Source organism: Oceanobacillus sp. FSL W8-0428, from assembly GCF_038004405.1.
In the GTDB taxonomy this organism is placed as follows: Bacteria; Bacillota; Bacilli; order Bacillales; family Amphibacillaceae; genus Oceanobacillus; species Oceanobacillus sojae.
Genome location: NZ_JBBORB010000001.1, coordinates 3,307,637 through 3,329,701, shown reverse-complemented (window position 1 = coordinate 3,329,701; position 22,065 = coordinate 3,307,637). Strand labels below are relative to the sequence as shown.

The following is a 22,065-nucleotide window of genomic DNA, read 5'->3' as shown; positions in this document are numbered from 1 at the left end:
TAATCATGTTAAATATGTTCTTCCGCCATCCATTAATAAAACCTGTGCTTGGATATACCGGGATTCCCCGCTTGCCAGAAAATTGATGGCGTTTGTAGTATCTGCTAATGTACCAAAATTTTTGATAGGAATCTTTTGACGAAGCGCTTCCTTAGCTTCTTCTGTCGGATAAAGTATATCTAGCATCTCGGTTTCTATTACCCGTGGAGCTACAAGATTAATATGAATACCTTGATCACTATATTCATTAGCAATAGCACGCATTAAGCCGAATGCCCCTCCCTTGGAAACAGCATAATGTGCCCCGCCGCCTGATCCGGTTATAGCAGATCCGGAACCAACAATAACGATGCTTCCTCCCTTAGACTTGACCATCTCTGGAAGAGCAGCTTTCAAGATATAAAACAGACCAGTCAGGTTTACATCTAAAGTAAAACGCCATTCTTTAACAGTAATATCTTCCAACCTTTTTTGCGATGTAACTCCTGCTGAAATAATGAGCACATCCATTCTCCCATACAATTCTATCGTTTCGCTTACTACTTTTTCCGTATCTTTCCATGAAGTAACATCCTGTTGGATAAAGGTTGCTTCGTATCCTTGATCCCTCCACTCTGTCATTAATTGATGGCCCTTTTCTGCATTTATATCCGTGAAGACTACTTTATCATCATTTTTCAGACGGCTTTCAGCTACTGCTTGACCTATCCCCGCAGCTCCGCCGATAATCAGTACTACCGATGTCTGCCTCATCACGTCTCCTCCCCGTTTTATATTTATGATAACGTTTCTCCATTATCTAAAGTTATAACCTGACCATTTAAGAAACTCATATGCTCATTACAAGTCTCTTTTAACAACTGAATGATTTGTCTGGCTCCATCTGGCTTCCTCCAGCATTTTGGAGATATACTAATTACATTTGAGCGAATATTTCGTTTTGAAAGTTCTTTTGACAGACTTTTGCTAAAAGACTCCAGACCGCTTTTATGGCTGGCATAACTTACATCTCCTGCTTCCCCGCTCACCGCTGCGGTAGAGGATATATGAATAATTTGGCCGTCATCAGGAACATACGAAATGAATGCTTTAATTATTAAAAAAGGAAGGTGGAGATTGATAAACAAGGACTTCCGCCATTCGTCTATCGATGTTTCTGTGAGTGTATTGCCAATCAGATGTTCTAAATTGTTAATTACTGTATCAAATTGTATATTATTTTTATTTAACCAGGATTCCATTGATATATCTTGATCATCTAATAAATCAAAGGTTATTAATTGAACTGGATCTTGACCATTTATATATTGATATAAACTGCCTTTCCCATTTAACTTATCAGTAAAATCAAGTGCATATACCTTTTGGTAATATGCAGTCATCATTCCGGAAATGCGATGTGAAGCATCAAACAATAAAATATTCATTTACTCACCTGCTTCCATCAGGAACAATTAATACTTTTAAAACCTCTTTGGTTGTATCATGAGCCAGCGTTATTGCTTCATTCAGTTTAGACAACGGGAAACGGTGCGTCACCATCTTATCAACATCAATAACTCCTTTTTTCAAAAGTTCCAGTGCAGGAGTATAATTATAAGGTGTAGAGGAATAAGCGCCTACAATAGAGATTTCATCCTCAAAAAAACGATAAGCAGGGATAGGAATATCATTTTTAGTAAATGGAGCAAACACTAAGACTGTTCCTCCCCGGGCCACACAATGCATTGCCTGTTCTAATAAAAAGCTGATGCCGGCAGAAATTATAACAATATCCGCCCCATGACCATCCGTTAAACGATTTACTTGTTCCTGTACCGCTTCTTCATCCGCTCTTATAACATGGGTAGCGCCAACCTCTTTTGCTTTTTCTAATCGATAAGGATTCACATCACTAACTATTACTTGCTCTGCTAAGAAATGGTTAGCTAATTGTATTTGTAAACAGCCAATTTGCCCTGCTCCAAGAATTAATACTTGATCACCTGGGTTTATAGAAATTTGTTCAAATCCATGCAAGCAGCAGGCTAATGGTTCGACCATTGCTCCTGCTTCATCGCTTAATTCGTCAGGCAATTTCCCCATTGTATGCTTAACATGCAATGCGGGCACACGAATATATTCTGAAAAACCACCTGGGTCTACATTTGTCATTTTAAATTGAGGACATAATGAATAATGCCCTCTTTTACAGTAAGTGCATGTAAAACAAGGGACATGATGAGCTACAAACACTCGGTCACCTACGTTAAAATCCATTACATCATCCCCCGCCGCTATCACTTCCCCAGCTATTTCATGTCCCAAAGTAATCGGCGGTTCTACTGTTTTATCCACGGCTTTATGAATATCTGTACCGCAAAGACCACATACTTTCATCTTGATCAATACTTCATCGCTGTTGATATCGAGATTACCAATTGGCTGCATCTCAAAATGATTTTTATCGTAATAGACACTTTTTTGCATTCACAATCACCTCTTGACACTTGAAATTTTTTTCTCTACAAAGCTTTTAGTCTTTAACTCTTCAAATAAATTATCATATCCTTTGATATCACTGGTTATCCAGTAGCGCCCTTTGATGAATTTATTTGTCCCAAGCCTGATATATAATTTACCTGTTTGTTGGTATACTCGTAATTGAACAAAAGATAGTTCTTTCCAGTAGAACTCATGTGTAACAAAAAAAGCATGTAAGATAATTTTCTCATCATCTAATTTAATCCACCCAGGTGTATGAATACCTATAATACTAAAAAATAATAGAATAGCGCTCCCATATATTAATAGCTGAGCAAATGGTGTTTGTTCTCCTGAAAGTAATAATAATATGCCCCAAATCAATAACCCTTTCATGATAATTAAAGGTAGTAATACAGTTGTCACAAATTTCGAAGTTGTATATTGATAATGTTTCAACGTGAACACCTTCCTTGGCCTTTTAATAGAAAGCCTGACAATTGTATAAATTGACAGGCTTTCTTTTTTACTCTAATCCTAAAATATCCATTATTTTTTGAATATCTTGATCCATTCCTACTCCAGATAGAAAGGAAACAGTTTGAATGACTGGCACATCGCCAATTCCACTAACTGGCGTGGTAGTAACAATCAGATCAAAATTTGCCGCCTTTGAAGGAGCCTCTGCAGCTTTACATTGATCAACATAGACTTGATAACCTTTATTTCCTAATACTTCTTCGATCTTCTTTGCCACTACTGTTGATGTTGCAATCGCAGTGCCACATGCTACTAAAATTCTTTTCATAATGAAACGCCACCTTTTCTTATTTTAATGTTTTTTTATCAATACCTAACTCTTTTGCGTACTGTTTCTTGATATCATTACGTACCCAATACCATAACAATGCATATATAACACCAAAGATAATTGCAGTAATAAATAATGGACTGGTCGGATCTAATAAGTTATATAGAATGAATACAAGGATATGTGAGCCTACATCGATACCAGAGATTAAACTGGATGATTCCGGCATTGCAAATCCAACTGCATCTCCCATTTTTGTAGTCAATTCTGCAATATTAGTTGCAATAAATAACACAATCATCACTGTTACAATTGAGTTAATTAAACCACGAATAATGTTCCCTCTGGAAGCTGCTACTGCCCAAATCACCGTAAAAGGCAATACTGCTAAATCAGCGAATGGAAGCATTTCATTCCACGGTAATATAACAGCTAAAACCAATGTTATCGGTACCATCAATAACGCTACCGCCATATTTGCAGGGTTACCAATAACAACAGCTGCGTCCAAACCAATGTATACTTCTTTTCCTGGAAACCTCTTTGTAACAAAATCTCTAGTTCCTTCTGAAATTGGGATAAGCCCTTCCATCAGCAAAGCAACCATTCTAGGTAATAGAATCAGTACTGCTGCCATTTGGATTCCCAATGTTAAAATGCCTTGTATATTATATTCACCCAATATTCCAATTAAAAGTCCAAGAAGCAGCCCCATTACCAGCGGTTCCCCAAACACACCGAAACGTTTACGCAAGGTTTCGGGATCAGCATGTAATTTATTTAATCCAGGAATCATATCTTGTATTTTATTTAACGCATATGTGATTGGCGCAAAGTTTACTGACTCTGAATGCGCAAGCGAAACACCTTTCAAACCAAAATGATGCTCTACCACTGGCGCTGTCCAGTCAGCAAGCTTAAGCGTAATCCCTGTTACAATAAGTCCTATTGCAATCGACAGAAATGCATTATCTGTAGCAATGTACACTAAAGATGTAGAAAATATTAAGTGCCAAAAATTCCAAATATCAACATTGATTGTCTTTGTCCAGTTTAAAGCAACAAGAATAAGATTAAAGACAATGATTATAGGTATCATAACTGGTGCTAATGTAGTACCAAATGATATTGCTGCCCCAACTGGCCAGCCAACATCTAAGATTGATAGATTTAAATTAAATCGCTCTACCATCGCTTCTGTTGCCGGACTTAAAGATGTCGTCAATAAACCAATGACCAAGTTAATACCAACAAAACCGATACCGATTGTAATACCAGCTCGAAAAGACTTATTAAAACCCTGTTTTAGAAGAAGACCGAAAATGGTCATAATAATAGGCAGCATAACCGATGGACCTAAATCTAAAATAAAATCAATTGTCGATTGAAACATTTATATCACCCTTTTCTATTTTTTATCTATACATTTAATTTTTGACTATATTCCTGGATAATAGCTATTACTGCAGCTTCATTTTCAGCCATTTGAATACTTTGCAGCAATACCTTATTTTGAATTAATCCTGTAATTACTTGTAAAACTCCTAATTGTCGTTCCGGCTTTTGGATAGCTAACATAAAAATGATTTCTGCTTCTACTGTATGCTCCTCCATCCCCATATGAATAAAAGAAACAGGTTTCTCTAACACTGCTACACCAATGGATTCTTTATTTACATGAATAGAATCAGTATGAGGAATGGCTACCCCAATATGTTCAGTTTGTATGCCTGTAGGATATACTTTTTCCCGCTCACTTAAAGCGTTTAAATAAGACTCTTTTACATACCCCTGCTCATACATACGATGAAACATTTGCTTAAACACATCTTCCTGAGACGATGCATTAAGAAAAAAGACAAGATCTTCACTAAAAAAAGCATCAAAATTCATAACCTGTATTCCTCCATCCTGCTATTAAACTAAACGTCACTGTATTCCTCTTTTTCCTTTTCAATAAATTGCTTTATCAATTCATGTATTTGTTGATATGAAACAGATGCTATTACTTGGTTAATTTTTTGATCGTTCTGAGCAATGTCAGTTAATTCTAACAATGCCCGCAAGTGTTGTTCACGATCAATCGCAGATAACAATACAACAAAGTTAGCTTTCTTATTTTTCGAAAAATTAATTCCCTGTTTCACAATCAAAAAGCTCATCCCTACTTTTAAAGCTCCATATTCAGGATCTGTATGCGGTATAACGGTTTTATCTCCTAAAAACAAGTAATCACTGTCGTAATTATAACCTTGTATAACCGCATCTCTATATTCCGGTTTAATAATATTATTTCTAATCAGCGGTTGTGCTGCTATATAAATAGCTTCTTTCCAATCCTTAACGCAATCTATAAATTGAACATAATCAGTTTCCATCATTTGTAATAAATTTCGCTTAGTAACATTTAAATCAAACTTCGAAATTTCGCTTGGTCCATGTAAGTAAGCAGCTAATTCCCTTCTTAATTTTGCTTTATCTTGAATAGTTGAACTTTCCGCAACAATTTGCATGATGACATCTAACTCCGGAGTTTGCGGTTTATATCCGTATAAATCATTAACAACAAGTTTTTGTAACTTTTTCCATTCTGTATTTGTCGGAAACTTATTAATGCAATATTGACGTTTAATTGTTTTTAAAGGGACATTAGAAAAAACAATATGATAATCCTGTTTGTACTCTTGGAACTCCCTCAAAGACATAGAACCTAGAAATATAAAGTCTGGAAAAACCCGTTTTAAAGTATTCATCAGCATTTTGGAAATAGATGTACCATGGGGGCAGACAACAATGGCCCTAATTTTTTCTGCTACGTTGTCACCCTGCTTAGATAACCATCCGCCTATTAAAATGCTAAAATAAATAATTTCATTCTCTGGAATTGGTTGATCAAACAACTTCGCAAAGGGAGTAAGTGTCTTCTTCACCAAATAATGTAACTCCTTAAAATCCTTTGTAAATGATATATCAACTTGGTTTAATTCACTCAAACGATACTTAATTCGGTAATAAGCAGGTGTTGCATGTAACAATAATTGGCTTATTAACTGCTCCTTATCCTTTAAAATCACACATGCCTGCCGCTCAAAATCAATTAAAAATAATTCAATTGCTTCTCTAATCTGCGGCATTACACTTTCCTCTGCAAACTTTGAAGAATGCAAAGTAGTTGAAAGCAGATGAAGAGCTATATATACGCGTTCATTTGTTGAAACATATTTATAATCTGAAAATAGCTCTTCAGTTGCAAGATACTCTTTCGTATTTGCAATTTCTTCATAACGTAATTGAAAATGTTCTATAGAATACCCTAACCTGACCCTTCTTAGAATAGAAGCAATAACATAAGGCATAATTGCCATTCTGTCATCAGTGAACTTTAACTGTAGCCTGTTCTCAATTTCCATCATTCTATCAGCAATATCCTTAATATCCTCCTCCTTTATTCGTCCATATCGCTGTGCAAATTTCTCTCCATTGCTCATATCCATACATTCTCGGATGATTGAGATTAATAGTTTGCGAATAGCGTATTCATCCCCTGTTATTAAGTAACCACTTGTCCTGTTGTACACAAAGTTAACTTCAAAATTTTGTACATATTCTTTTACTTTTTTTAAATCGCTTAAAATAGTATTTTTACTTACTTGTAGTGATGAAGCAAAATGTACTAAAGATAATTCTTCGTCTGAAGTTAAAGTCATTAAAATAATAACTAAGATTCTTTGTTCTTCAGTAAAAAAATCTTGATGACTTTCTATTGATTGTGATTTATGTTGCTGTTGAACAAACAGTTCATCCGGAATGATAAAAAGACCAGTTTTATTTCTTGATATTTTTGGAAGCCCTTTCATTTTTAAATATTCATTAATTTTAGATAATAAATAAGTTAATTGTCTCTTACTTATTTGCTGATCTTCCACCAATTCTTTACTCGTAATAAAAGGATTTCTCAATAGCACTTCCATAATAAGACGACTTTTTGTATCTAACCCCATAAAATAATCCCCTTTGCTTATTAATACTGTATCATATCATTTGTTCTTTATTAACACATTTATAAACAAAAAAATTGTAACATCATTGTACATGATTGTGATTGGTTGTCAATACTAAAAATAAATCACTTATACGTTTATAACAAGCAATTAGAATATATTTTTTTAATATAATAAATAAAATTATATTTTTTCAGTATTATATTTACAAAAGTAACATAAATGAACAAAAGATGTTTACATACTATTTTTCATTAATTATTCTATTTTCAAGAATTTCTTCTACCGTAATTAAAAAAATGAAAAGCATACTACTTGTGGAGTACGGTGATAAATGATTGCACTTTGTATTCTCTTCTAAACTAAATTTTTTTGGGTTCTACCAGTTCTAGAAGTGGTAGTTTTAATACCAATCACTGTGCAATAAACAACATTATTCAAGCATAAAAAAATAGTGAATTTCCACTTATAAAGGAAAATCACTATTTTTACTTTGGACGTTTTTTATACGAAATACTGCTCATTAATCAAATATGAACTCAATTCTCTAGTAATAGTTTTGCTGTAATCTCATCGGTTATTAATACATGAATCAGTTCCCCACAGAGAGCAGCTTTAATTCCTCTTACTTTTTCTTCACCGGCTGCAACGCCAATTACTAATGGAATATTTTTCAGCTTATTGATATCAGCGGAAATCGTTTTTTCATTCCATTCATTTTCTATTAAATTTCCTTCATCATTGATAAAGTTATAACAAATATCTCCTGCAATTTCTTTCTCGTTTAAATCATCAATAATACCATAATCTTTATAAGATTTGACCATCGTTGAATGCTTTGGAGATCCTCCAATACCTACAAGAGCGACATCCGCCTGATTACCCATTTCAAGAGTATTTTTTATAGACGATTGTTTTAATATAATTTCTTTTGTCTCTTTAGAATCAACAACAACAGGAGCATGCAAAAGATGATAATTTGCTTTTAATGCTTCTGCTAGCTTTGCAACAATATGATTTGCATGTATGTCTAAACGCTCGTCCCCCATCCCTCCAACAATAGGAACAAAGCATACATTTGAAAAATACTGACTGGATGTCATGGCTGTTGCAACTTCATATAGGGTCGTTCCAGAAGATACTCCGATAACTTGATTATTTCTTATCATTCTTAACAAATATTTACTTGCTGCCGCTCCCAACTGAGCTTTAATATTTCCCTGCTCCGTTTCAGGTAAACAAACCACTTCACGTAATCCATATTTTTTTTCCAGCTTTGTCTCCAAGCTTGATACCGTATGATACTCCTCATCATGAATAATGATTTCGACAATACCCAATTCCTTAGATTTTGATAAATATTTCGATATTAATGATCGGCTAACTCCAATTTTTTGTGCAATAGTTGATTGCGTTTCTCCTGCTTCATAATACATATTCGCAATCTTAATCATTAATCTGCGATCATCTAAATAGGACATTCCTTTACACCCTGTTCTTGTTAAAATTATATAAATTTAAATTTAAATTCAAATTAATTAAATCTTATTATATCATTTTATCCACTTGATAAATATAACGGGGATTAAAAATTTGTATATATTGAATTTTTTCTTTTTTTCTAATATAAGTCAAAGCTTCACTTAGCGGGAGTTTTATTCTTCTCCCATTGAGTTAGCCTAAGTGATTTAAGGAGTTAGCTCATCTGAATTTTCCGCCTAAATAAATTTATTTTTATTCTTTATTTGGGAGGCAGGAGTTTTTTAGACGATTCTCCGTGACAAATTTACATTACTTTAGCTTTTCTTTTCATTTGTTCTTCTATACGTTTAATAGCGTCTTGGACAACTAATTTATGTTTTTTCTTTCTCCAATCAACAATTTCTATATTTTCTCCAACATATTCTTTATACTTTGCAAATCTAGAAAGTACCGTTAATCCTGATAAAATATTACATTCTTGAATGATTCCTTCATTATCCGTAACAACAATAGCTACTTTTCCGATCCGAAACATTTTTTTAGTCATTCCAACACCAAGATAACCTTCACTATATTGTTGTGTGAGTTTTTTAACTTTTTTCTGATAATATTTCACATGGATAATTCCTGTTAATGCTTGAATAATAAGAATAATAACTAAAAATGATAGAAATAATAAGGGGTCCATTTTTTAACCTCCTACTTTGGTGTTTTTTTTACAAAATCATACTAAGAATAAAGAACAATGGATGAAAAATAAACAATTCACCCATTGTTTAAATTAATATAATTTCACTCTAATGCTTCAATAATTCGTTTACTCAATATTACTGGTGAATTAGCAAAATTACCAACTGTTGACCCCGCAATATGTGGTGTGATCGTAATATTATCCAAATTATTATAAGGGTGGTCTCTTGGTAATGGTTCAATATCAAACACATCTACTGCTGCTCCGGCAATTTTTCTCTCTCGTAATGCCTCTGCCAAATCCTGCTCATTAATTAACCCGGAACGTGCAGTATTTATTAAAACTGTATTTTTTTTCATTACGTTAAAATGCTCTTTGTTAATCATATTTTTCGTTTGTTCTGTTAGACGGTAATGCATGGAAAGAATATCAGCTTGTTTTACTAGTTCTTCTAAGGTGTTAACTTGTGTGTCATGTGTATCGCCTTGATAATAGTCATCGAAGAATAAAATTTTACCGCCAAAAGGTCGAAGTAATTCTGCAACTCGTTGACCAATAGCACCATACCCAATTAAACCAATGGTTGATTCCTTCAATTCTGGTGCTAGTACACCATTTGGAAAATATTTTTCCCATTCCCCATTTTTTAGTTTATGGTTACCTCTAGCTATATTTCGAATTTCGGATAGAATCATCCCTACTGTAAACTCTGAGACACTTGTAATGCTACGTCCTGGTGTATTTAAAACTATGATTCCTTTCGATTTAGCATATTCTTGATTCACATTTTCAATACCTGCTCGAAGTACTCCTAATAACTTCAAATTCTCGCATTGATCGATTACCTTTTTCCCGATAGGTGCAAATTGGGTAATGATCATATCATAGTCTTCTAATCCTTCTATTAATTCTTCAGGAAGGGCAATTGCCTCGCTACCTTTGGATTCCAATGTTATATTATCATTTTGTAATGCTTCTAAATTTTCATGTTTCCATTCTTTTACAATTGTCTCTATCCCAAAATCTTCTAAACTAGCAAGGCCTTCTTTCATCATTTGTTTATCAATAAATAAATCAGCGATTGCTAAACATTTCATTTTTTCACCTTCTCATCTTTTCTTTATATTTACGACTGTAATAAAACGGAAATACGATAATTCCCACGTGTACTTGCTTTTTCAAAAGCTTCTTGAATTCTAGTTAATGGAATCTTCTCTTCAATTAAAGGGCTTACATTAATTCGATGTTCACTTAGCATTTTTGCTGCATTATTAAAATCATCCAGATTCGATCCATACGTACCAATAAGTTCACATTGTTTGTAATGAATGGTATTAGAATCTATATTTAATTCTGGTGCTGGGTAACCCGCAGCAAATAAAAGAATCTTCCCCTCATCATTTTTTATCATCTCTAAAGCTTGCTCATTTGCTGAAGAAGTTCCAACTGCAATAATGACGATATCTGCACCATTACCATTTGTTCTTTTTCTAACTTGTTCTACCGGATCCTCATTGCCAGCATCAATTAATTCTAATTTCATTTGTTTAATTTTTTTTACTTTTTGGGGATTCCGTTCAGATACAATTACCCTTGCTCCCATTGCTTGAGCAACTGCTGCATTTAGTAATCCCATTGTGCCCCCACCAATAACAACAACCGTATCAAATCCAGAATTAATCCGGAGTTTGCGCATTCCTTTTAGTACGGAGGATAAAGGTTCCACAAAGCCTGCTTCCGAAGCAGACAACTCATTACTAATTTTCACGACACTTTTTGATTTTCTAATAAAGTAATTCGCAAACCCAAAAATACCGTAATATTTGTCAGAATAATTTTTTCCAAATTGTTTAATGTTTCTACAAGAAGTAATTTCCCCTTTTTTACATTTATCACAGTCCCCACAAAAATCATATAAAATACAAACCCGATCTCCAACTGTTAAAGAATTACTTACTTTTTCTCCTTTAGCTATAATTATTCCTGAACTTTCATGTCCACCTGCCATTGGGTATCCTTGATGTTCACGTTTTCCTTGCCATTGTTGATAATCTGTTGTACAAATATTACATGCTTCCTGCTTAATTAGCACTTCATCATCTTTTAAATTGGGTAACTTCTCTTCTCGCACTTTAACGTTTCCTTTTCCTTCCATAACTCCAAATCTAAATGAATCTGGTAGCATCCTATTCCTCCTATCAAACGATTTTCTACAACATAAATGACATAAAATATGCAATGATTACTGCTGCAGGTCCTGTGACTACCCTCGAAAATAGAATTGCTGGTGCTCCAACGCTAGCTGTTTCAGATTTTGCTTCTCCTAACGCCATACCAACTGGAATAAAGTCCGTTCCAACTTGTGCATTTATTGCAAATAACGCTGGAAGTGCAATACTCATTTCAATGTTACCGTTTGCAATTTCATTTCCAACTAGTGTTCCGATAATCGCACCTATAACAGCCCCTGGAGCAAGTAGAGGTGATAAAAATGGAAGCGCTGTAATTACACCTAAAATAATAAGTCCGCCGATATTATTTGCTAGTGGGACAAATACATTTGCTAATATTTCTCCAATACCTGTATAGTTGATAATTCCGATTAAAGTTGCAACAAACGCCATAAATGGAATTATATTTTTAATGATAGAGTCGACAGTATCACGACCTGCCTGGTACAAAATATTCATGAAAGCCCCTGCGACTCTGGCAATTTTATTAATTAATCCTATGAAGCCAGCATTTTGTGCACTATTGGTTTCTGGCTGATCATCAGCAGTTGGAGCAGCTGCTTCTTCATTTTGTTCTGAATAATCAATTTTTTCAGATTCTAATTCTACATAAGGTGTTTTTTCATCAGCAAGCTCAATATTCTCTACAGATACACCAGAAACAAAAATATCATCTGTAATAAATTTTGCTAATGGGCCCGATGGACTCATTACTTTAACGTTAATTGTCGGTATTCTTAATTTTGGGTATGTTCCTCCCCTTGCTGTTCCACCACAATCAATGACCGCTGCTAATGTTTCATTTTTATCTACCGGATTTTTAAATGCATCTACTACTTCTGCTCCGGAAAGTTTTGCAATTTTTTCAGCTACCGGGTGGATGCCTCCCCCTGTAACACTAATGACATATTTTTTTTCATCTGTTGGTGTAAATTCTAGGGGACCGCCCCACCCATTTCTTCCTTTAGATACTTTGACTTTTTTATAAGCACTCATGAGATTTCCTCCCTTTATGTTTAGATTTTAATTTTCCTTAAGAATCTTTTCATGACCTTGTTTTTTAAACATATAAGCACTAATTCGTTCAGTAACCAAACCTCTCATTAAAATAACAATTAAACCGGTTAGTAAAAACATAAGACCTAATTGTGCTTGACTACCACCTGCAGCTGTATATCCTGTTGCCACTCCCAGCCATACAAATAATTCTGCAGAATTGGCATGGGGAAAAAGACCGGTTATAGGATGCACAAAAGAAACCGCAGAATCATAGAATGCCGGTTTATATTTCTCTGGTAAAAATCGACCAACTGTATAACACATTGGGTTCGTGAAGAAAAAAACTGCTATAAAAGGTACAAGCGTATAACGGAGTACAGCATATTTCGTGATTTTTTGAATAAACCCATTTATCTTTTCTTCTCCAATCATTTTTGTTATCGCATTAACAGCTGTGATCAATGTAACTAATAAAGGTATAATCCCCGTCATATAACCCATAAATACTTCAGCTCCAGCTTCAAACATTCCCATGAAGCCTTCAGCAATCATTATCATAAAATCCATTTAACACCCATCCTCTCGTAATAGTAATCTATTTAGAAACAGCTACTCTATGAAATAAACTATTCACATTATTTAACTTGAATCGAATCTCCCTCTTTTAATATTGGAAAATCACTTGGCGTTACTAAAACTGCACCTGGTAAAATTTCTTCTTCCTTATCATCTTTAAAATAAATGGAAAGGTGACCGAGACTTTCAAAGTTAGAATTGGCTTCTTCTCCAACTTTTTGAATGGTATATTCTCTACCACCAATCACAATTATTTTTCCAAATTCTAAGGCATCTTTAGGCTGTTCTTCAAAGCGATGAATTACCGAAATATCTCTTAACTCAGGCGGAACGGTTTCATTAAAAAGTACTAATAAATTTTCTTCTTCAAAATCTGGTACTAGGGCACCAATTTCAAGAATATTCATTTTTATCATATCCTTCTCCTCCTACTGTTTGATGACAGAATTTTTTTCCTATCTTTAATCCAATATTCAACATCAACTGCTTAGATAAATCTTCTCTTAGAAATAGCTCTCTCTTAATAAAATTCCTTCAAATATCTCAAATCCTTTAAACAAGCATGTAAAAAGGAAATAAATCTATTTCAGATTTTATAATTATCAATATTATTTATTGCGAAACATATGGTCTTGTAAGGATCTTAACTTCCAAACAGTTGTTGAAGGGTCAAGTTCCACATCATCATGTGTTAAAAATTGACCTTCTCTTATATCTTTCTTAGCAACGACTTCTCCACTAATTAAACCGATAGGGATATGTCCATTCTTTTCCATTTCTTTATGCGTTTCCAATACTCCTCTAATAGAAAAACCACCGATCCCGTCTAATTTTTCTCCTTCTTTTATATCTTTTTTTGCAACGGTTACCGTTTCTGAAATCGGTGCCCCTAATGGATGAATTGACGTATCTTGCTGTAAAACAGCCTTAGCAATAGTAATCGGAGTCTCTAAACTGGCTAAATGATATGGACGGAATAATGTATAGTGATCTCCATGACTTTCATCTACCTTTAATAAATAACGCAATTCTTCATTAACAGGATCTAAATCACTTTTAACAATGACAAAAACTCCCGGAGCTAATCCGTTTACATATTCGACGACTCCTAAACGATCTAAAACTCCACCATTTTCTTTTAAGTTTAATTTTTTTGCAACATCATCTAAATTAGCGTCTAAACCGTGCATTCCAACTTTATCCGGAACTAAGCCTATTGCGTTACTTAATAAGTTCATCTCTGCCATTGTTTTTGTTCCATCTTGAAATGCAGCCAGCATATGCGCACTCATATTTTTAGATTTTGCTTCAGCAGCTGCTGTATCTGGGTTAGCTGTTGGCTTCAACGCATTATTTTTACCTTTACCTGCAACAACAACTTTCATGCCCATTGTCTTAGCAAATTCATATAATTCTACGATAGCTGCCGGCTCGTCTCCTGCTGAACCAGAATAAACAAGTCCAGAAGATTGAAATAATGAATTCATATAAGAACCAATTGTTATATCCACTTCTACGTTTAATAGAACCAAATGCTTTCTTGAATTTAATGCTTCTAAAGAAATATTTGCTCCGACTTCAGGTACTCCAGTTGCATCAACTACTACCTCTACATTGGAAGACTGGATTACTTCTCTATAATCAGATGATGCAAGTGTGTTAACTTTTAAAATTTCCTCGGACTTATAAAATTCAACAGCCTTTTGTGCCCTGGTTTGATCAATATCAGATACGCCTCCAACAATCATTCCAGGAATACGGGATATCTGTGAGATAAGACCGAAACCCATTTGTCCTGCTCCGATAACGCCTACTTTGATAGGGTTATTTTCTTTCTGTCTTGTTTGTAATTCTTGATAAATAGACATATTAACTCCTCCTCACAATTTTTAAAGCGCATACATTATATTCATAACATAAAACAACATTAAATAACATATGTTATAAATCATCACTTATGATCTCTTTTTTCACATATGTTATAAGATATAACATATGTTATAATTCGCTTTTATTATATGCTGATATATTTTTCTTGTCAACAAGTAGAATTATTTTTTCGAATATTAACTCAATAATTTCTTAATCAAATATAAGGACGCTACCATTTTTGATGCTTAATTAATATTCTTAAAAAATTTATCGTTGTGTGACTGGATGAAGGTCATAAAAGGGGTTACTACAACGCTTTTCGGTGGGGCGAGTAATCGCTGTCCCAGTCCTACAACATCGTGAACTTCGCATTTTTTAGATATAGGAGAGCAAAAAGAAAACCCCAGCTAATAAAATTTTACTTTATAAAATAAATTTCTTTTCCCAAAATTAAAAGTAAACGTTATAGACATTGTCTTTACCTTTTTAAAAAGCGGTGCTTACATAGAAATTTCTGCAACAAAAAGGGAGTAAGAAAAGGTTATTATTGTTAAACATTTCAAAGTTATACTAGAAACTGAGAAGGTGACCATTACTGATATTATTTAGAAGAAACAATAAAATTAATATTTAATTCTTGGATTGTAACTTCTTAAGTTTAATTAATATTCTACATACAGAACCCGGTGATAACATGAAATACTCCAGAAGCTTTCAATTAAATTACTTTTAGCTGATATAAATTAAAAAACGCTATGAATATTAGGTTCATAGCGTTTTTTAAAATTATATTATATAAATTCCTTCTGCTCCTTCAACAATACCGATATCCCCTGCTCATCTTTCTCCACTTTCCAATTAAGAGAAAGCATCTGTTCTAACTCATGAAGAGGAGCTGCATCCAATTTCAATGCCTTGGCACCTGTTTCGAGCTTCTGATAATCCTCTCCAGGTTCTTTTTGGAACTTCAGTCTTAATAACCTTTCCAAGCCGCCAACCGTGACAAATTTAACAGCATATCCTTCATTAATTACTTGTTCAAAGGCTTCAAAATCCTTCTCAGCTAACGTAATCAACTGCTCATAATCATACTTTTCATGAATTTGCTTCCATTTTGACACATCTTTTTCTTTTACATCATGTATTATTTCTTCATTCGTTATTCCATTTACACGTAATGTTTCAATTATATACGCTTCCATCTGAGAAATTTTTGGCCGATTCATCTGGATACATTCCTTTCTTCCTTTAAGTTTATTTATTTACTACTGACAATTGCCTCGGTCTCCTGCGGATAAAAACAGGCAACCTGATGATTAGGATTACTCCCGTCCTTTTCTTCTAAAACAGGAATATGCTGTTTGCATGATTCTTGGGCAATCGGGCATCTCGTATGAAAAATACATCCAGTTGGCGGATTAGCAGGAGACGGCAACTCGCCTTTCAGCATAATCCGCTGCCGTTGTCTCTCTTTCTCAGGATCTGGTAACGGGATCGCTGACAGGAGCGCATTTGTATATGGATGCTTGGAATGATGATACAATGTATCACTGTCGGATAATTCCATCACCTTACCAAGATACATTACCGCAACTTTGTCAGCGATATGTTTAATTACCGATAAGTCATGGGCAATAAACACATAAGTCAGCCCCAGTTCCTCTTGCAAATCTTCCAGCAGATTAATTACCTGCGCCTGTACGGATACATCCAATGCACTTACCGGTTCATCCAGAATTAATAGCTTTGGATTCAGAGCAAGAGCTCTGGCAATGCCGATCCGCTGCCGCTGTCCTCCAGAAAACTGGTGCGGAAACTTTTCTGCATCCTCTCTCTTTAGACCAACTAGATCTAATAATTCATAAACCCGTTCATTTAAATTACTTGTCATTTTAAATGCCTTTAGCGGTGCTGCAATAATCTCACCAGCCTTCATTCTTGGATTCAGACTGGTGTACGGATCCTGATATACCATTTGGATATCTCTGCGTAATTCATGCATCTGCTTTTTATTGTACCCCAGAATACTTTTGCCCTCAAAAAGTATGTCTCCAGAGCTCGGTTCTAAAAGACCGACAATAGTACGGGCCAATGTACTTTTTCCGCAGCCGGATTCACCCACAATTCCCAAAGTTTCTCCCTGCCGGACAGTCAGACTGACTCCGTTTACTGCTTTTACATGGTTCACAGGTTTTTTAAATACTTTTTCTTTTATCGGAAAGTACATTTTTATATCCTTTAACTCCAGTAACGGCTCAGACATTATTTTACAGCTCCCTTCTGAGCATTTACTTCAAATTCTTGCTTCTTATTAAAAAATTCCTCTTCAGACAATATACAGGCAGCCCAGTGTCCTTCTCCACGTTCTGTTAACGAAGGATCAATTTCTAAACATGCTTTTGTAGCAAATGGACATCTTGGCTGGAAATGACAGCCTTTTGGACGATCAATTAAATTGCTGGGCTGCCCTTGAATTGGTATCAATCGATTCGATGCATCTGAATCAATACGAGGAAGTGACCGTAGTAAGGACCAGGTATAAGGCATCGTGGAACGATAAAATATATCTGATACACTACCTTTCTCAACAATTCTGCCTGAATACATGACAAGCACTCTATCAGCAATCTGTGCAACGACTCCCAGATCATGTGTAATTAAAATAATCGCAGTTCCATACTTTTTCTGAATCGAACGCATTAATTCAAGGATTTGCGCTTGTATGGTCACATCAAGTGCTGTTGTCGGTTCATCAGCAATTAATACTTTTGGGCGGCCAGCGAGTGCAATCGCGATTAAAACACGCTGGCGCATTCCCCCGGAAAATTGATGTGGATAGTCATGCAGTCTACGTTCAGGATCAGGAATGCCAACATCTGTTAAGAGCTCCAAAGCTCTTTTTTTTGCGGCTTTTTTCGATACCTTCTCATGAGAACGAATTGCTTCAATCAGCTGATCTCCAACTCTAAAAACGGGGTTCAGACTGGACATAGGATCCTGAAAAATCATAGAGATTTCATTTCCTCTCACTCTACGAAGCTCTTTTTCACTTACATCCAGCAGATTTTTCCCTTCAAAAAGTATTTCTCCTTCCGGATGAAAGACTGGGGGAGAAGGGTTTAACTGCATAATGGAATGTGCTAATACACTCTTCCCGCTCCCAGATTCACCTACAATACAGATGGTTTCTCCCGCTTTAATTTGAAAAGATACATCATCGACCGCTTTTACCGTTCCGTTTTCTGTATCAATGTAGGTTTTTAAATTCTTTATCTCAAGCATGAATACCGCCCCTTCTCTTAAGATGCTATTTTCGTTTTAACAAAGTGCTGCTTTCTTTTTTTGTTTTTTCTTGCATGTGGATCGAAAGAATCACGTAATCCGTCGCCAAGCATATTTAAGGCAAGTACTGTAACAACAATTGCCAATCCTGGAAAAATGGAAATCCACGGTGCGATGGAAATATAAATTTGTGATTCCTGAAGCATATTTCCCCAGGTTGGCGTTGATGGGTCTACCCCAACACCTAAAAAGCTTAACGCCGCTTCTGCAAGAATGGCTTTCGCAAAGATAAACGTTCCCTGAACTATAATAGGAGACAAAACATTCGGTAAAACATATTTCGATATAACTACCGGATCACTGACTCCTGAAGTTTTTGCCGCTTCAATATACTGAACCGAATTTATTTGCAGAACAGCTGACCGTACAATACGTGTCATTACCGGCCAAAACGAAAAAGTTAATGCAATAATAATATTTGTTACACTTCCTCCCAATGCTGCAACAAGCGCCAATGCAAGAAGTAAAGAAGGAAAGGCAAGCATACCGTCAATAACGCGCATAATAATAAAATCTGCTTTTTTATAATAACCAGCGATTAAGCCTGTGATTGTTCCCAGAATGGTTGCTAATACTGCAACTGTAAAACCGACAGTCAGAGAGACTCTTGCTGCTACCACAGTTAATGCAAAAACATCTCTTCCAAAATGGTCAGTACCAAACCAGAATGTCCCGGATGGAGGAAGCAGCCGCTGCGCAGCATCTATAAAACCAGGAGAAACAGGCAGCCAGACATCAGCTGTTATTGTTGCAATTGTCAATAATAACAGTATAGAAAGAGCAACAAGATTTCTTTTTTTCTTCAGCATAGGGATATCTCCTTTTTCTCAATAGAGTAAATCAATCTCATAAATGGTGCTGCACTTCCGCCTCAATCATAACGGATTCTCGGGTCAAGCAGACCATAAAGCAAATCAACCAGTAAATTGATAACGACATAAATAACAGCAATAAATAAAACAACGCCTTGTATTACCGGGTAATCTCTCCGGTGAATCGAATCAATGAGCAGCTGCCCAATTCCTGGTATGGTAAATATCGTCTCAATAATAACTGTCCCGCCTAACAATCCTGCAATCGTTACACCAATAACGGTAGTTGTCGGGATTAAAGCATTAGCAAAAACATGCTTCATCAGTACAACACTCTCTTTTATTCCCTTCGCCCGGGCTGTTTTCGTATAATCCTGATTTACTGCCTCTAACATTCCGTCACGCAGCATTCTCGATATTAAACCTATTTCTACTGTTGCTAGAACAAAAGCCGGCAGGATTAAATGATGCAGCCAAAGCAGAAATCCTTCTGCAATTGGTATATAACCTGCTACCGGAAAAATCGGGATACTGACTCCCAGTCCTAATACTAATAACATAGCAAACCAGAATTCTGGAATAGATGCACCTAATAAAGACGCTGAGATAAATAGCGGATCTAAAACAGTCTGCCTTTTCCAGACTACAAAAATCGCAATTGGTATAGCAATAACTAACGTAAAAATCATAGAAATCAACATCACGCTGAAGGTAGGTCCAATTCGATCCAATATAATAGATAGAACCGGTTCGGAAGAATAAACAGACTCTCCCAGGTCTCCCTTAAAAACATTTGTCACCCAGTCAAAAAATTGGACAACTATTGGCTGGTTCAACCCAAGTTGTTCCTCCAGCTGTTGGACAGCCTCTGCTGAGCTATCCTCTCCCAGAATCAAGTAAGCCGGATTTCCGGGAGTTAGATGGACAATCATAAAAACAATAATACTCACCACTAGCATGACTGGAATAATAGATAGAAGCCGACGAATTGTATATTGTAACAAACCTCATTCACCTCATTTGCTGTTTTACCATAGCGGCTCCTGATAAGCCGATGCTTCTGGTGCCAGCATAGTAATATTTTATCAGTTTAAATACGTGTTCAAATTTAATAGAAAAAGAAGCCATATCAGCATAACGGATGAACATGGCTTCTTAATCCTTTTATTTATTGATTCTTCCAGGCTCCCCAGAATCTTGGTCCAACCCATGTTTCTTCTAATTGAACCTGTTCTCCTTTAATATCAAGCCTTGTTTCATTAGCCACTTTAATAAACGGAAGCTCTTCCCAAACAGTTTCATTCATTTCTGACAAAATATCTAATCTGGCTTCGTCGTCAGAAGCGACAGCCCAGTCATCAATTAATCCTCTCCAGCGCTCGCTGTCATACCAGCCGCTGCTATTGGTGTCATTGACAAGCATACCCAGTTCATTTGGAGAGAATCGTGTTGACCAGCCGACAACTACAATATCCCAATTTGCCGGATCAGACCACTGTTCTAAATATGTCGCCCATTCTAGCGGTACAATTTCAATCGTAAATCCTACTTCCTCTAACTGCTGCTTCATTATCTGTGAAATTCTTTTATAAGTCTCTGAGTCATTAGAATGCATTATTTTAAGTGACTCTCCATTATAATCAGATTCCGCTAATAATTCCTTTGCCTGTTCCGGATCAAAATTTAAATAATTCTCTGTACCTTCCTCAGAATAAAGCTTCGTCTGCTCTGGATCAAACAGTGCCCCATCAAAGGAATAAAAATCACTGTTTCCATAAGTTGCTTCTGCAATTGCTTCTTTGTCTAATGCAAGATTTAAAGCTTCTCTCACTTTAATATCATCAAACGGCGGCTCCGATTTATCCGGTGTAATCGTAGAATATCCATTGATATAGCTTACTGGATCAATCGAAGGATCTGTTTCTACAACGTCATATAAATCATTTGGAATTGATAAAGCATAATCATACAAGTCTGTTTTAATACCGTTAATTGCAACCTGTGGATCTTTTACAATCTGAAAATCCAGCTTATCAAAATAAGCGACCTTTTCCCCTGTCAATCCTCCTAAATCGGTTTCATCACGCGCAGCATAATCTTCAAATTTAGTTAGAACAATTTCACTGCCACGACTCCAATTATCAAATTGGTAAGGACCTGTTCCTATTAATTGTTCCGGTGTTAATGGCTGTTCTCCAGCTTCTTCTGCAATTTCTTCAGGAATAATCATCAAAGCATTTTTCGGTGCGGCCATATCAGATAAAAATGCGTTATATACTTCTGTCAATTGAATTTCAATTGTTTTATCATCTACCGCTGTAACGGATTCAATGAATCTATCAGACTCTTTTCCAACCGATGAAACAGTTCTCCATCTATCTAAAGATGCAATCACATCGTCTACTGTTACATCAGAACCATCATGAAATTTCACATCATCCCTTAACGTAATCGTATAAAGTGTTTCATCATCGCTAACTGTAAAATCTTCTGCAATCATCGGTTGTACCTGATAATCATTATCCAAGGCAAGTAATGGTTCAAAAATATGCCAGGCAATATCTCGGGTAGGTGTTGCTCCTGTCGACATCCAATCAAGTGTATCCGGTTCAGAAGGATATGCAATCGTCAATGTTCCACCTTCCACAGGATCCCCTGCCGGCTCATTACTATCTCCTGCTCCACCTGCTGACTGTTCTTGATTTCCACAGGCAGCTAAAATGAATATTGTAAAAATTAAAATTAATAATAAAGTAAACCGCTTCTTCATTCTGCATTTCTCCTC

The 22,065-nt window shown here is 35.6% G+C and carries 22 protein-coding genes; all 22 read right to left on the bottom strand.

Annotation, left to right across the window (positions count from 1 at the left end):
* Positions 1-3 precede the first annotated feature (3 nt).
* The 22 genes from MKY30_RS15845 to MKY30_RS15740 all read right to left on the bottom strand — a co-directional run bounded on the left by MKY30_RS15845 (position 4) and on the right by MKY30_RS15740 (position 22,050).
* Complete coding sequence (locus MKY30_RS15845; RefSeq protein ID WP_147208395.1) at positions 4-753, bottom strand: SDR family NAD(P)-dependent oxidoreductase; 750 nt, start codon at positions 751-753, stop codon at positions 4-6.
* Positions 754-776: 23 nt separating this feature from the next.
* Entirely contained in the window at positions 777-1,427 is a 651-nt protein-coding gene (locus MKY30_RS15840) for an SDR family NAD(P)-dependent oxidoreductase (protein ID WP_339285805.1), read from the bottom strand.
* Positions 1,428-1,431: 4 nt separating this feature from the next.
* Complete coding sequence (locus tag MKY30_RS15835) at positions 1,432-2,469, bottom strand: alcohol dehydrogenase catalytic domain-containing protein (protein ID WP_147208401.1); 1,038 nt, start codon at positions 2,467-2,469, stop codon at positions 1,432-1,434.
* Between the two features lie 6 nt (positions 2,470-2,475).
* On the bottom strand, positions 2,476-2,922 hold the full coding sequence (locus tag MKY30_RS15830; protein WP_341084709.1) for a hypothetical protein: 447 nt from the start codon (positions 2,920-2,922) through the stop codon (positions 2,476-2,478).
* Positions 2,923-2,989: 67 nt separating this feature from the next.
* On the bottom strand, positions 2,990-3,271 hold the full coding sequence (locus MKY30_RS15825) for a PTS sugar transporter subunit IIB (RefSeq protein WP_229720119.1): 282 nt from the start codon (positions 3,269-3,271) through the stop codon (positions 2,990-2,992).
* Between the two features lie 19 nt (positions 3,272-3,290).
* Positions 3,291-4,667 (bottom strand): PTS galactitol transporter subunit IIC, encoded by a 1,377-nt coding sequence (locus MKY30_RS15820; RefSeq protein WP_147208409.1) that lies wholly within the window; start codon positions 4,665-4,667, stop codon positions 3,291-3,293.
* Positions 4,668-4,693: 26 nt separating this feature from the next.
* Positions 4,694-5,167, bottom strand: coding sequence for a PTS sugar transporter subunit IIA (locus MKY30_RS15815; protein WP_341084706.1), 474 nt, complete (start codon positions 5,165-5,167; stop codon positions 4,694-4,696).
* Between the two features lie 29 nt (positions 5,168-5,196).
* Positions 5,197-7,275 carry a BglG family transcription antiterminator gene (locus tag MKY30_RS15810; RefSeq protein ID WP_147208415.1) on the bottom strand — a complete coding sequence of 693 codons (2,079 nt, stop codon included), beginning with the start codon at positions 7,273-7,275 and terminating at the stop codon, positions 5,197-5,199.
* Between the two features lie 539 nt (positions 7,276-7,814).
* Positions 7,815-8,756: a sugar-binding transcriptional regulator gene (locus MKY30_RS15805; RefSeq protein ID WP_147208418.1), complete on the bottom strand. Its 942-nt coding sequence runs from the start codon at positions 8,754-8,756 to the stop codon at positions 7,815-7,817.
* Positions 8,757-9,061: 305 nt separating this feature from the next.
* Entirely contained in the window at positions 9,062-9,445 is a 384-nt protein-coding gene (locus MKY30_RS15800; RefSeq protein WP_147208420.1) for a transcriptional regulator GutM, read from the bottom strand.
* Between the two features lie 104 nt (positions 9,446-9,549).
* The gene (locus tag MKY30_RS15795; RefSeq protein ID WP_341084704.1) at positions 9,550-10,545 is read right to left on the bottom strand and encodes a 2-hydroxyacid dehydrogenase; all 996 of its coding nucleotides are present in this window, start codon (positions 10,543-10,545) and stop codon (positions 9,550-9,552) included.
* Positions 10,546-10,574: 29 nt separating this feature from the next.
* Positions 10,575-11,633 carry a zinc-dependent alcohol dehydrogenase gene (locus tag MKY30_RS15790; protein ID WP_341084703.1) on the bottom strand — a complete coding sequence of 353 codons (1,059 nt, stop codon included), beginning with the start codon at positions 11,631-11,633 and terminating at the stop codon, positions 10,575-10,577.
* A gap of 25 nt (positions 11,634-11,658) precedes the next feature.
* Positions 11,659-12,675 (bottom strand): PTS glucitol/sorbitol transporter subunit IIB, encoded by a 1,017-nt coding sequence (gene srlE, locus MKY30_RS15785; protein ID WP_147208428.1) that lies wholly within the window; start codon positions 12,673-12,675, stop codon positions 11,659-11,661.
* 27 nt (positions 12,676-12,702) lie between these two features.
* Positions 12,703-13,245, bottom strand: a complete 543-nt coding sequence (gene srlA / locus MKY30_RS15780) for a PTS glucitol/sorbitol transporter subunit IIC (RefSeq protein WP_341084702.1) — start codon at positions 13,243-13,245, stop codon at positions 12,703-12,705.
* A 68-nt stretch (positions 13,246-13,313) separates the two neighbouring features.
* Entirely contained in the window at positions 13,314-13,670 is a 357-nt protein-coding gene (locus tag MKY30_RS15775) for a PTS glucitol/sorbitol transporter subunit IIA (protein ID WP_147208434.1), read from the bottom strand.
* 192 nt (positions 13,671-13,862) lie between these two features.
* Entirely contained in the window at positions 13,863-15,122 is a 1,260-nt protein-coding gene (locus MKY30_RS15770) for an NAD(P)H-dependent oxidoreductase (protein ID WP_147208437.1), read from the bottom strand.
* A 795-nt stretch (positions 15,123-15,917) separates the two neighbouring features.
* Positions 15,918-16,352 carry a hypothetical protein gene (locus MKY30_RS15765; RefSeq protein WP_341084700.1) on the bottom strand — a complete coding sequence of 145 codons (435 nt, stop codon included), beginning with the start codon at positions 16,350-16,352 and terminating at the stop codon, positions 15,918-15,920.
* Positions 16,353-16,384: 32 nt separating this feature from the next.
* Positions 16,385-17,389 carry an ABC transporter ATP-binding protein gene (locus tag MKY30_RS15760; protein WP_341084697.1) on the bottom strand — a complete coding sequence of 335 codons (1,005 nt, stop codon included), beginning with the start codon at positions 17,387-17,389 and terminating at the stop codon, positions 16,385-16,387.
* Positions 17,389-18,408: an oligopeptide/dipeptide ABC transporter ATP-binding protein gene (locus MKY30_RS15755; RefSeq protein WP_156985516.1), complete on the bottom strand. Its 1,020-nt coding sequence runs from the start codon at positions 18,406-18,408 to the stop codon at positions 17,389-17,391. The genes MKY30_RS15760 and MKY30_RS15755 overlap by 1 nt, the downstream gene beginning before the upstream one ends.
* 17 nt (positions 18,409-18,425) lie before the next feature.
* Positions 18,426-19,277, bottom strand: coding sequence for an ABC transporter permease (locus MKY30_RS15750; RefSeq protein WP_147208447.1), 852 nt, complete (start codon positions 19,275-19,277; stop codon positions 18,426-18,428).
* A 62-nt stretch (positions 19,278-19,339) separates the two neighbouring features.
* Entirely contained in the window at positions 19,340-20,284 is a 945-nt protein-coding gene (locus MKY30_RS15745) for an ABC transporter permease (RefSeq protein ID WP_341084695.1), read from the bottom strand.
* Positions 20,285-20,448: 164 nt separating this feature from the next.
* Positions 20,449-22,050, bottom strand: a complete 1,602-nt coding sequence (locus tag MKY30_RS15740; RefSeq protein WP_156985518.1) for an ABC transporter substrate-binding protein — start codon at positions 22,048-22,050, stop codon at positions 20,449-20,451.
* Positions 22,051-22,065 lie beyond the last annotated feature (15 nt).